This window comes from Halorussus salinus, from assembly GCF_004765815.2.
GTDB classification, from domain to species: Archaea; Halobacteriota; Halobacteria; order Halobacteriales; family Haladaptataceae; genus Halorussus; species Halorussus salinus.
Genome location: NZ_SBIS02000014.1, coordinates 88,055 through 99,439 on the forward strand (window position 1 = coordinate 88,055; position 11,385 = coordinate 99,439).

At 65.6% G+C, this 11,385-nt stretch carries 11 protein-coding genes; 7 read left to right on the forward strand and 4 right to left on the reverse strand.

Annotated features, from left to right (window positions below):
* The first annotated feature begins 104 nt into the window (after positions 1-104).
* Positions 105-2,114 (forward strand): ABC transporter substrate-binding protein, encoded by a 2,010-nt coding sequence (locus tag EPL00_RS23140; protein WP_135855355.1) that lies wholly within the window; start codon positions 105-107, stop codon positions 2,112-2,114.
* A 94-nt stretch (positions 2,115-2,208) separates the two neighbouring features.
* On the opposite strand, the gene EPL00_RS23145 is transcribed toward EPL00_RS23140, so the two are convergent.
* The 3 genes from EPL00_RS23145 to EPL00_RS23150 all read right to left on the reverse strand — a co-directional run bounded on the left by EPL00_RS23145 (position 2,209) and on the right by EPL00_RS23150 (position 4,332).
* Positions 2,209-2,430, reverse strand: coding sequence for a hypothetical protein (locus EPL00_RS23145; protein WP_135855354.1), 222 nt, complete (start codon positions 2,428-2,430; stop codon positions 2,209-2,211).
* Between the two features lie 31 nt (positions 2,431-2,461).
* Positions 2,462-2,629 (reverse strand): hypothetical protein, encoded by a 168-nt coding sequence (locus tag EPL00_RS23730; protein ID WP_202932763.1) that lies wholly within the window; start codon positions 2,627-2,629, stop codon positions 2,462-2,464.
* A 92-nt stretch (positions 2,630-2,721) separates the two neighbouring features.
* Positions 2,722-4,332 carry a family 10 glycosylhydrolase gene (locus tag EPL00_RS23150; protein ID WP_162224324.1) on the reverse strand — a complete coding sequence of 537 codons (1,611 nt, stop codon included), beginning with the start codon at positions 4,330-4,332 and terminating at the stop codon, positions 2,722-2,724.
* 336 nt (positions 4,333-4,668) lie between these two features.
* Between EPL00_RS23150 and EPL00_RS23155 the strand changes: the two genes are divergently transcribed.
* The 5 genes from EPL00_RS23155 (at position 4,669) to EPL00_RS23175 (ending at position 9,470) form a co-directional block, all read left to right on the forward strand.
* Positions 4,669-5,694 (forward strand): ABC transporter permease, encoded by a 1,026-nt coding sequence (locus EPL00_RS23155; RefSeq protein WP_135855352.1) that lies wholly within the window; start codon positions 4,669-4,671, stop codon positions 5,692-5,694.
* Positions 5,681-6,805, forward strand: a complete 1,125-nt coding sequence (locus EPL00_RS23160) for an ABC transporter permease (RefSeq protein ID WP_238398303.1) — start codon at positions 5,681-5,683, stop codon at positions 6,803-6,805. The genes EPL00_RS23155 and EPL00_RS23160 overlap by 14 nt, the downstream gene beginning before the upstream one ends.
* Positions 6,806-6,983: 178 nt before the next feature.
* On the forward strand, positions 6,984-7,253 hold the full coding sequence (locus tag EPL00_RS23165) for a hypothetical protein (RefSeq protein WP_238398304.1): 270 nt from the start codon (positions 6,984-6,986) through the stop codon (positions 7,251-7,253).
* 26 nt (positions 7,254-7,279) lie between these two features.
* Entirely contained in the window at positions 7,280-8,338 is a 1,059-nt protein-coding gene (locus EPL00_RS23170; RefSeq protein WP_135855350.1) for an ABC transporter ATP-binding protein, read from the forward strand.
* Positions 8,331-9,470, forward strand: coding sequence for an ABC transporter ATP-binding protein (locus tag EPL00_RS23175; protein WP_135855349.1), 1,140 nt, complete (start codon positions 8,331-8,333; stop codon positions 9,468-9,470). The genes EPL00_RS23170 and EPL00_RS23175 overlap by 8 nt, the downstream gene beginning before the upstream one ends.
* Positions 9,471-9,494: 24 nt before the next feature.
* Here EPL00_RS23175 and EPL00_RS23180 read toward each other — a convergent pair whose 3' ends face one another.
* Positions 9,495-10,166 carry an HAD family hydrolase gene (locus tag EPL00_RS23180; RefSeq protein ID WP_135855348.1) on the reverse strand — a complete coding sequence of 224 codons (672 nt, stop codon included), beginning with the start codon at positions 10,164-10,166 and terminating at the stop codon, positions 9,495-9,497.
* Between the two features lie 140 nt (positions 10,167-10,306).
* Here EPL00_RS23180 and EPL00_RS23185 point away from each other — a divergent pair, with 140 nt between their 5' ends.
* Positions 10,307-11,326 carry a zinc-dependent alcohol dehydrogenase gene (locus tag EPL00_RS23185; RefSeq protein WP_135855347.1) on the forward strand — a complete coding sequence of 340 codons (1,020 nt, stop codon included), beginning with the start codon at positions 10,307-10,309 and terminating at the stop codon, positions 11,324-11,326.
* Positions 11,327-11,385: the final 59 nt, after the last annotated feature.

An 11,385-nucleotide genomic window follows, 5' to 3' on the forward strand; every position in this document is an offset into this window, starting at 1 on the left:
CCTGTCTCTCGGAGGGACGGTTGCTTTACCTAAGGACAACACCTATAGGAACATATATAGGTACCAGTAGTTTTATGTCAAAAAGCCCTGAGTACGAATTGTGCATGGTTAACAGCAGCCATAACAGCAGTGAGAGCAGTAGTCCTCACAGGTTCTCTCGCCGACAGTTACTGGCGTACGCCTCCGGCGCGGCCTCGGTCGGACTCGCCGGGTGTAGCGGCAGTGACCCGGACGACAGCAGCGTGCTGACGACCACGGAAGGCGACACCCAAACCACGTCCGGAACGGACGGCGGCGACTCCACGAGCGAGGAGTCCTCCGGCGGAACCCCCGTCACGACCGAGATAACGGTGCGCAAGCCCGTGAGTTGGACGCCGAGCGACGCCAACGTCAACCCCTTCTCGACCCAGAGCGACTTCGAGTACTGGGCGGAGTACATGTGGTGGGAGTCGCTGGTCTACCCGAACGCGACGGGCGAGCCGATGTGGTGGCTGGCCGACGACATCCGCCTCGAAGGCGGCGGTTGTAACGTGGTCATCGACCTCAAGGAGGACTACACGTGGTGGGACGGGACGCCGGTCACGGCCGACGACGTGTACACGGCCCAGATGATAAGCACCTACCAAGAGTACGGCGGTCCCGACCAGACCGACAACGAGTGGGTGGTCGAAGACGACTACACGATTCGCAACGAACTCGCCGGTCCCGCGAACCCCGACATCGAGAAGTCCGAGTACTTCGGCCTCGTCGCCAAGCAGGACTACTTCCAGTCGTGGCTCGACAAGTTCGAGGACGCGAGCGGCGAGGACGCGGTCAACAGCGTGGCTCAGAACCTCAACGAACACAAGATAACGCTGGAAGATCTCCGGAAGGAAGGACTCGGTTGCGGGATGTGGCAACCCACGCAGTTCGACCCGACCGAGGTCACCCACAAGAAGTACGAAGACCACCCGCGGGCCGACTGGACGAACCTCGACACGTTCCACTGGGCGCTGGTCGCGGACAACCAGAAGTCGATTCAGGCGCTCCAGTCCGGGCGCTTCGACCTCGGCGACAAGATGATAACGCAGGTCGAGCAGAACGACGACCTCGACGTGTTCAGCCAGTTCTCCATCGGCGGCGTCCCGAAACTCGCCATCAACTTCGAGAACAAGCACCTCGCGCGCCGCCCGGTCCGACGCGCGATGGCGTACCTCGTGGACCACGAGGAGATAGTCCAAGTCATCAAGGGGTCGCACGGACAGGACTACAACGTCCACCGCGGCAACATGGGGATGTCCTCGACGCTCGCCGACCAGTGGCTCTCGGACGGATTCCGGGACAAACTCATCGACTACGGCTTGAAGTCGAAACCGGAGAAGGCCGCGCAGGTCATGCGGGACGCCGGGTACAGCAAGAACGGCAATCGGTGGGTCGGTCCCGACGGCGACAAAGTGGAGGGACTCCAGTACCTCACGCCGCCGTGGCCCATCTACGAGACGGTGGGCAAGTACCTCAGCCCGAAACTCAAGGAGTTCGGCTTCGGGAACAAACTCATCGTCCCGTCGGGCAGTAGCTTCTGGAAGACGTGGACCGAGACGCACAAGTTCGACATGTGCAACTGGTACACCTACGCCTCCCACCCGGCCTACGCGTTCGGGACCTCGGGCGTCGCCGCGCTCGGGAAGTACAGTCCCCACAAGAAAAGTAGCGGGGAACCACCCGAAGGCTGTACCGTGGACCGGGCGACGCCGGAACTCAAGCAGGACCACAGCGCGAAGCTCAACCACCCGCTTCGGCCGAAGTTCCCGAAGAAAGTCGGCAAGAAGAAGCTCGGTGGCGCGAGCGGCCAGACGCTCTACCCGTTCAAGTGGAGTAGCATCATGACCCAGACCCAAGAGGAGCAGGAGGTCCGGGACCTCACCGAGAAGTTCGTCTGGTTCCACAACTATCAGGTGCCCCACATCGGCTTCTACGAGGAGACCAAGACCTACTGGGGCAAGACGGACAAATACGACTTCCCGAAGCCCGACGAGGTGGACGGCCATCCGCAGGCGGAGGCGACCATGAACGAACACACGACCACGGCGATGGAGTTCTTCGTCAAGGGGCACATCAACGCGAAGACGGAGTAATCGCGCCTCGACGCCCCGCGGTTGCGCCGGTGGCTTTTCTTTTTTCGCTGTCGTTCGCGGACCGACCGTCGTCACGTCGAGCGACGAGCGGCGGTCATCGACGGTGACACTGCCAGAGGAGCGCCGCGGTGAACCCGCCGATGACGAGGACGCCGAGGACGTTGAGGGCCGAGACGACGCGGGTCGCCGTGCCGGGCGGCGAGAAGACGAAGAAGACGACCGACAGCAGTCCGGCCAGCGTCTCCAGCGCGAGCATGAGCGCGAGTTTGTCGGCGTTCGCGCAGATGTAGTCGAAGATTCCGGGAGCCTGACTCATGTGCTGTGCTGTGTCACCTCACGCCCGAAGATTAAGTGTTGTGACTGTCGCCCTCGACGGGCGCGACGAACTGGCCGCCGCAGTCGGGACACTCCCGGAAGGGGCGCTCGAACTCCTCGCCGCAGTTGATACAGCGATAGAGGTCGCGCTCCTCGTCGGCCGAGTTCCCCAACAGGTCGCGGATGCGGTCGAGTACCATACGCTCACGGTCGGACGGCGGGCAAGTGAACCTTTCCCAAAAAGTGCGTCGAGGGAGTCTGTGCGTCGGGGAAGTCTGTGCGCCGGACGAGTCTACTCGTCGTCCCCGCTCTCCCCCGGCGGAACTTCGCCGTTCACCTCGAAGTCGGCGGTCGCCAACTCGCCTTCGCCGACTCGGACCTTCCGGACCCGCGGTCCCGCGACCTCGCCGGGCGCGAGTTGGACGTGGTACCGGCCGGGGTCGGCGGCCACGACGCCGAACCAGCCGTTGCCGGTGGTGGTCGTCTCGCGGACGATTTCGCCCTTCGCGCGGAGTTGCACCGTGACGCCCTCGATTGGCTCGCCGTCGCGGTCCGTGACCACGCCAGCGACGTGGGCCTCGCGTCGCTTCCACGGCATGTCGGGCACCTCGGCGGCGTCGGCGAACGCCGGGGACTCGTCGCTCTCGGGCGGCGACTCGGTGAGCGCGTCCGCCAACTCGTCGCGGCCCTCCTCGGGCGTCGCGTCGCCCGACAGCACCGCGTCGGAGGGGTTCGCGTAGGAGTAGCCGACCCACCCGGCGGTGTCGTTGCCCTCGTCACCGGCCGAGAGGGCGGCCCGAATCAGGTCGAGGTTGTCGCCGAGGTCGTTGAGGTAGAGCGCCGACCCGACCGCCACGTCGCGGTCGTACTGGTGGTTCGCCGCGAAGTCGGCCCAGTCGCGGAACATCTGCGAGTCGCCGCCCCGCTTGTAGTTCATCGGCTGATTCACGTCGAGGATACCCTCCTCCATCCACGAGGGCCAGTCCTGTAGCACTTGGAAGTACGCGCCGGTCGCCTCGAACCCGCCGTCGCGGGCCTGCGGTCCCTTCCACCACGTGATGGTGTCGGCGCTGACCCGCACCGACGGGTCGGCGTCGAAACACTCCAGATAGATGCGCCGGACGAGGTTCGTCACCTGCTGTCGTCGCCACGCTTCCCACTCGTCGTCGGTGTGGTCGGGCGTGTCGTCGCGGCCGGTCTCCTCGCGGAAGCGTTCGAGCGCGACCTCGTTGTAGCCCCAGACCTGATACAGCGCCTCGGCGGGCGTTGGGTACCGAATGTAATCGAGGTTGATGCCGTCCACGTCGTAGTTCTCCACGATGCTCCGAGCGGTCCGCGCGAGGTAGTCGGCCGCGCCGGGGTGGCCGGGGTCGAAGTAGTATTTGTCGTCCTGCTGGACCGCGCCGTCCTCGCGGACGCTGACCCACGGGTCGTCGCTGTCCGGGCCGTGGCGGTTGAAGACGTGTTCCTCGGACTCGGGCGGCTCGGCGTCGTTCCACATCTGGTTGACGACCATCCACGCGTCCACCTCGATGCCCGCGGCGTGGGCTTCTTCCACGAGTGTCTCCAGCGGGTCGAACCCGTCGGCGATGTCGGCCTCGGTTCGGGGCGGGAGCGCCTCGTCGCCGAAGAAGTCCGCGCGCCGGACGACCTCCGCGACGATGACGTTGAGGTTGGCGGCCTTCGCTTCGGCGACGAGATTCGACACCTGCTCGGGCGTGTAGAGGCCGTCGTTGAAGGCATCGACCCAGTAACCGCGGAACTCCTCTGTCGATTCGTTGGCGTCGGCGTTCGCGTCGGCATCGTCGTTCGCCTCGGCCGTGGCGATTGCATTCGGTGCGACCGCGAGCGCCGCGGTACCCGCGCCGACACCCTTCACGAAGTCGCGTCGGTTCGCCGTCACGCCGACCACCGACCCGCGGTCCGCCCGGTGATGGGTCCGGTTGGCCGAGATTCGGTGTGACGGGGTTCGGCGTGGCGGGGTTCGGTGTGGCAGAGTTCGGCGTGACGGATTCCGGAATCGGAGCGTCGGCGAGTCGATACTGGCGGCTTCTCGTTGCTTGCTAACATCCAAAGCGATATTTTCGCTCTTTCTTGATAAAGATTCCCAAGGTTTAAATCCGGAATCGAACGTCGGTCCCCGACGACCGACTTCCGCCGACGAGAGCGCGCCGCTCGACCACCCACGGTAACATAGGCCATAGTTTTATAACCGGCGACCAATCATTGACACGATAGCATGTCGTATTACCTCAAGCGGATAGGGCAATCAGTGGTGGTCTTCTTCGTCACGGTCACCGCGACGTTCGCCCTCTACCGCATGCTACCCTTCGGCCCGGTCGAGATGATGCGGGTCAACCTGATGAACCAACTCGTCCAGCAGGGGAGTCCGACCCCACAGCAGGTCGAGAAGATAAACCGGATGGTCGAAGCGTACACGGGCATCAACCCCGACAAGCCGTGGTACGTCGCGTACTACGAATATCTCCACGATATCGTCCTCTATCAGGACTTCGGGGTCTCCATCGTCAAGCGCGAACCCGTCTTCGACATCCTCTTCGAGGCGATGCCGTGGTCGCTGTTCATCAGCATCTACGGTCTCGCGCTCGGGACGACGGTCAGCCTACTCCTCGGGGCGGCGATGGCCTACACCGAGGGGAGCCGCTTCGACACCGGCATGACCATCTTCTCCATCCTCAACACGACGATTCCCTACTATATCGTCGCCATCGTCGCACTCATCGTCTTCTCGTTCAATTTGGGGTGGTTCCCCAGCGGGGGCCGCATGACCCAAGGCACCACGCCGGGGTTCAACTACCCCTTCATCGCGGGCATCGTGGAACACGCCGCGCTCCCGATTCTCTCGTCGTTCGTCGCTGGCTTCGGGGGCGCGCTGGCGTTCCGAGGTAACTGCATCCGTGAGATGGGGAAAGGCTACATCCGCCTCGCGCGACTCCGGGGCATCAGTCAGGGCCGCATCGCGATTCGCTACGTGGGCCGCAACGCGCTCCTACCGGTCTACACCAGCATCATGATGGGCATCGCCAGCCTGTTCGGGAGCAGTATCATCCTCGAAACCATCTTCAACTACCCCGCGATGGGGTTCGTCACCTTCGAGGCGCTGATGGACCGCGACTACCCGCTCATCATGGGGTCGTTCGTCTTCTTCACGAGTCTGACCCTGCTGGGCATCCTCGTCGCCGACCTGACCTACGGTATCATCGACCCGCGCGTCAAGGGAGGTGCCGAACGTGAGAGCTACTGACGACGACACCCCGAGCGACGACACGCCGACGCGAGACGACGATTCTGGACGCGATGTGCGGACCGACGGCGGTCTGGACGACGGGGGCGATGCACGAACCGACGGCGGCACGGGCGACGAGACCGTCTTCACCCGAACCTCGGACGTGCCGACGCTCACGAGACGCGAGAAGGCCCGCCGAACCTTCGACCGGCGAATCTACGCGCCGCTGGCGGTCCTCGTCCGCGACTGGCGCGCGGTCGTCGGCGGGACCATACTCGTGACCTTCCTTCTGACCGGCCTCGTCGCGTGGGTCTCGGCCTCGAACTGGTGGCTCCTCGAAAGCGTCGTGTTGGTCGAACAGCCCTCCGTCATGGAAGGCCCCATCTTCACGCCGCCGTTCCAGTCGATGGCGTACCCCCTCGGGACCGGCGTGATGGGCAAATCCATCTTCGAACAGCTCGTCCACGCCGCACCCGCGATGATACAGATGATTCTGGCGGGGGCGCTCCTCTCGGTGACTATCGGCACGCTCATCGGGACCGTCGCGGGCTACCGCGGCGGTGCCATCGACAAGGTGCTAATGTCGCTAACCGACGTGGTGCTGACGATTCCCGGTATCGCGCTCATCATCGTCCTCGCGGCCATCTGGGAGCCGCGCAGTCCGCTCATCGTCGGCCTCCTGCTCGGCATCGACAACTGGCCGCGGCTCGCGCGGACCATCCGGTCGGAAGTGCTGTCGGTCCGCGAGGAGTCCTTCACCGAGGCCTCCCGCATCATGGGTCTCTCGCAGTTCACCATCCTCCGACGGGACATCATCTCGAACCTGATGCCGTACATCTCCATCAACTTCGCCAACGGCGCGCGGACCATCATCTTCGAGTCGGTCGCGCTGTACTTCCTCGGCATCCTGCCGTTCACCACGCTCAACTGGGGCGTGATGATGAACGAGGCGTACAACGGGGCGGACCTGACGAACCCCTCACAGCTCCACTGGCTGTTCGCACCGATGCTGACCATCGCGGTCGTTTCGCTCGGATTCATCCTGTTCGCGCAGGGGCTGGACCGCATCTTTAACGTCCGTCTCCGGGCGCGACACGAGAGTACGACCGCGGACGCCGAATCACAATGACGATGCCACGACAGCTTCCACGACCGACAACCGAGTCGAACCGCACCCGACCCGGCCGAGACGACCGGGGCAACCGGCGCGACCGAACCGGCCGACAGAACCGAATCGGCCGCCGCGACCGGCCGACCGGCCGAGCCGACTGCCATAGATATAAGTTCCCCACGGGAAAGGGTGACACATGGCGATGAACGACGACGCCAAGCAGGGCTACCGAGTCGAGGACGACCACGGGCCGCTGGTCCGACTGTCGCTGGCGGTCCGGAGTTCGTTCCTCGCGTTCGTGGCGACGCTCGGGGTGGTGTTCCTCCTGTTGGCGTTGCTCCTCTCCGAACACGTCCCCGTACTCACGCACGGCGTCCTCTCGGGGATGCTCGCGGTGTTGAGCGCGAGTGCGTTCCTCTACGCCGCGTTCGGCCACCTCGCGCTCCGGCTCATCGGGTACCGCTGACGCAGACGACAACGACGACTACAATCATGGCTTCACGAATCCAGACGAACGCGGCCGAGGAGGACCCCGACGAGGAGGTCGTCCTCGAAGTCCGCGACGCGAACGTATCGTTCGACATGAGTCGAGGCGAGTCCCGCGTCCTGCGGGACGTGGACCTACAGGTCCGGCGGGGCGAGACGATCGGTATCGTCGGCGAGTCGGGGTCGGGCAAGTCGATGCTCGCGTCGGCGATGCTCGACGCCGTCGTGGACCCCGGCCAGTTGAGCGGGGAGGTCATCTTCCACCCCGACGAGGGCGACCCGGTGGACGTGCTGTCGCTGTCCGAGCGCGAACAGACCGAACTGCGCTGGAACGAGATTTCGTTCGTCATTCAGGCGGCCCAGAGCGCGTTCAACCCGACGATGACCGTCGGCGCGCACTTCGAGGAGACACTGCGCGCCCACGACCGGGACGTGACCGAAGGGATGGAGAGCGCGACCGAGTTGCTGGAAGACCTCTATCTGCCCGCCGACCAAGTGCTTCGCTCCCATCCCCACGAACTCTCGGGCGGGCAGAAACAGCGCGCGCTCATCGCGCTGAGTCTCATCCTCGAACCGAGCGTGCTGGTGATGGACGAGCCGACCGCCGCGCTCGACCTGCTGATGCAGCGGTCCATCATCAGCCTCCTCGCCGACTTGAAGGAGAAGTACGACCTGACGCTGGTATTCGTCACCCACGACCTGCCGCTGGTCGCGGACATCGCCGACCGCCTCGCGGTGATGTACGCCTTCGAACTCGCGGAGGTCGGCCCGACCGACGCCGTGGTCGAGGACCCCGCCCACCCCTACACGCGGGCGCTCCTGAAGGCCGTGCCGAACGTCTCCGACGAGGAGATAGAGGTCGCGGGCATCTCGGGAGCGAGTCCCGACCCGGTGAACGTCCCGGAGGGGTGTTCGTACCACCCGCGGTGTCCGCTGGCCGACGACGAGTGTCGGCGCAACGACCCCGACTTCGAGTCGGCGGGCGAGGACCACGAAGTGACCTGTTTCCACTGGGAGGACGCCGCCGACGAGATTCCCCTCGACACGGGAGGGAACGATGAGTGAAGACGACCGAGCGACCGCGGGCGACCGCGCAACGGCGACCGAGAACCGAGACCCCGTGGTCAGCCTCGACGACGTGGAGGTCCACTTCACGAAGGAGCGACTCCTCGGACTCGCGGGGTCCGAGACGGTCCGGGCAGTAGACAGCGTCTCCTTCGACGTGTACGAGAACGACGTGGTGGCGCTGGTCGGCGAGTCGGGATGCGGCAAGACCACGCTCGGCAAGACCGCCATCGGCGTCCAGCGACCGACCGGCGGCACCCTGCGCTACCGCGGACAGGACGTGTGGGCGACGAAGGACGACGGCCCGCCGGAGGGCGGCTACACCCACGACGAGATTCGCCGCGCGCTCCAGATAATCCACCAAGACCCCGGTAGCTCGCTGAACCCTAACTACACCGTCAGGTCGGCGCTGGCCGCGCCGCTGAAGCAGTGGCGCTCGGACATGAGCGAGGCCGACCGGCAGGCCCGCATCTACGGCCTGCTGGAGTACGTCGGGATGACGCCGCCGAGCGACTACGCCGAGCGGTACCCCCACCAGCTCTCGGGCGGCGAGCAACAGCGGGTGGCGCTCCTCCGGGCGCTGTTGATGAACCCGGACGTGATTCTGGCCGACGAAGCTGTGTCGGCGCTGGACGTGTCCCTGCGCGTCGAGATGATGGACCTCTTTCTCGAACTCCAAGACGAGTTCGACACCTCCTACGTCTTCATCTCCCACAACCTCGCCAACGCGAAGTACCTCACCCAGAAGGCGGGCGGACGCATCGGCATCATGTATCTGGGTGAACTCGTGGAGATAGGCACGCCCGAGCAGATAATTCACAACCCTCAGCACCCCTACACGAAGGTTCTGCTCTGGGCGACCGCCGACGTACACAGCCACGGCGAGGTCGAGGAGCCCCCGGTTCGGTCGCTCGACATCCCGGACCCGGCGGACCCGCCCTCGGGCTGTCGGTTCCACACGCGCTGTCCGGAGGCCCGCGAGGCCTGCAAGCGCACCAGTCCGGAACTGGCCGACGACGGCGACGGGCGGCGCACCGCCTGTTTCCGCACCGACGAGGACCACGAGTACTGGGACAGCGACCCGCTCGAAGACGAGGAAGACGACGTGCAGATGAACGCGCTCTCGGACTGAGAGCGGTCGATTCACTTCCGATTGCTACTGTTCTCCCGCGACGAGACTCCGTAGTTCGGTCAGCCGGTCGATTTCGTACGTCGGCTCCTCGGGGAGGCTGTATCCGTCGCGGTGCGGGCGGCGGACGAACGCCGAGTCGAGACCCGCCTCGCTGGCCGCGAGTACGTCCGCGGCGCTGTCGCCGACGTAGAGCGCCGAGCGCGTGCCGAGGTCGTCCAGCGCGCGTTCGAGGTAGTGGGTCTCGGGCTTCATCCGCCGGAACCCCTCGACGGTGGGGTCGCGGCCGTAGACCGCCCCGAAGTGGTCGCCGAGGTCGAACTCTTCGACCATGAACGCGATGGTCTCGTGCTGGTTGTTCGAGACGATGCCGAGGTCGTGGCCTTTCGCGAGCGCCGGAAGGACCGAACAGTCGTCGTAGAGGTCGCGCTCGCCCCGCTCCATCATCCCCTGTTGGAGCTTCGAGACGCGACGCTCGCGCTCGGGCCAGAACTCCTCGAAGGCGACGCCGTGGCGCTCGCAAACCGCCCGCATCTCCGGGACCGCGGCGGTGCCGAAGAAGGCGTCTCGCTCCTCGGGAGTCGGGTCGGCGTCGAACGCGCGGAACGTCTCGGCGACGGCTTCGCCGTACACGTCGGGGTGGTCGGCGTGCCGACGCAGGAGGACGCCGTCCACGTCGAACACGACGGAATCGTACATAGAGGAGGGCAGTCCGCCGGGCGACAAGAATGTACTGGTCGGGGCGGTGGAGACACTGGTCGAGCGGGTCGAGACGGTGGGCGGGGCGTTGCGGGGGTAGTTTTAAGCGGGCCGCCTCCGGACTTGCATCCGATTCGAGCATGCGAGCAATCGTTACCGACGGCGACGGCGAGGTCTGGGAGGAGCGACGCGAGCGACCCGAACCGGCCCCCGGCGAGGCGCTGGTCAGGATTCGAGCGGTCGGCATCTGTGGGAGCGACCTCGGTCTCGTGGAAGGGGAGGGACCGCCGTGGACCGACTACCCGCTGGTTCCGGGTCACGAGGTCTGCGCCGAGGTCGTGGAGTTGGGCGAGGAGGTCTCGGACCTCTCGGTGGGCGACCGCGTGGCGCTCCACGGGTTCGTCTACTGCGGGACCTGCACGCCCTGCCGGGAGGGCCGCTACTACCAGTGCGACGACCTGAAGGAGGTCGGGTTCACCATCGACGGCGGCTACCGGGAGTACGCCGCGCTCCCCGCCTACACGCTGACGCCGATTCCCGACGCCATCTCCGACGAGGAGGCGTGCCAGATAGACTCGGCGGCCTGCACGCTCCACGCGATGAAGCGCGTCGAGACCGACGTGACCGACACCGCCGCGGTCCTCGGGCCGGGGTCGCTCGGCCTCTACGGCGTCCAGTTGCTCCGCGCGCGCGGCGTCGAGGACGTGATTCTGACAGGCACTCGGGACGAACGACTCGAAGTCGGGGCGGACCTCGGCGCGAACCGCACGGTCAACGTCCGCGAGGAGGACCCCGTGGCCGCCGTCGAGGAGTACACCGACGGCGAGGGCGTCGATATCTGTGTCGAGGCGGCGGGCGCTGGCGACGTGGTGGACACCTGCCTCCAGATAGCGAAAAAGCGCGGGAGCGTCGTCCTGACGGGCGTGTTCGGCGAGCGCAAGGAGATAGACCCCAACCACATCGTCTCGAAGGAGTTGGAAGTCGTCGGGGGCGTCACCGCCTCCCACGCGGTCGAAGACGTGATAGAACTGTTCCGGCGGGGCGACCTCACCACCGAGGGCGTCGTGACCCACGAGTTCCCGCTGGCCGACTACGATGACGCGCTCGACGCCGTGCGGGAACGCCGCGACGGCGTCATCAAGGCGGTTCTGCGGCCCTGATTCGGACGCGTAGTTCGCCACCGGGAGTCGGATTTCGCGGCAATCCTTTTCTATCGTGC